This is a genomic window from Candidatus Pantoea formicae (genome assembly GCF_011752625.1).
GTDB classification, from domain to species: domain Bacteria; phylum Pseudomonadota; class Gammaproteobacteria; order Enterobacterales; family Enterobacteriaceae; genus Pantoea; species Pantoea formicae.
Genome location: NZ_VWXD01000046.1, coordinates 1 through 394 on the forward strand (window position 1 = coordinate 1; position 394 = coordinate 394).

2 tRNA genes are annotated in these 394 nt (G+C 49.7%); both read left to right on the plus strand.

Features of this window, described 5'->3' with window-relative positions:
- Positions 1–53 precede the first annotated feature (53 nt).
- Positions 54–130: transfer RNA gene (locus F3J38_RS27820), tRNA-Ile, on the plus strand.
- 151 nt (positions 131–281) lie between these two features.
- Positions 282–357, plus strand: a tRNA-Ala gene (locus F3J38_RS27825).
- Positions 358–394 lie beyond the last annotated feature (37 nt).

The following is a 394-nucleotide window of genomic DNA, read 5'->3' on the forward strand; positions in this document are numbered from 1 at the left end:
AGTGCTCACACAGATTGTCTGATAGAAAAGTAACGAGCAGAAAAAACCTCTACAGGCTTGTAGCTCAGGTGGTTAGAGCGCACCCCTGATAAGGGTGAGGTCGGTGGTTCAAGTCCACTCAGGCCTACCAAATTCGCACTCATGCGGCGTTATGTACTCGGTCGTTTACCCAAGTAAACTTCCCTCCTACATGCCTTGCCTGAGCACGAATTTACGTTTTCATGTAAATGAAAAAGTAACTCCTGGTGAGTGGTAGTAGAAGGTCTCTGCAGTAACTGTATGGGGCTATAGCTCAGCTGGGAGAGCGCCTGCCTTGCACGCAGGAGGTCAGCGGTTCGATCCCGCTTAGCTCCACCATTACAGTGACTCAAAACAATACTTCAGAGCGTACCGG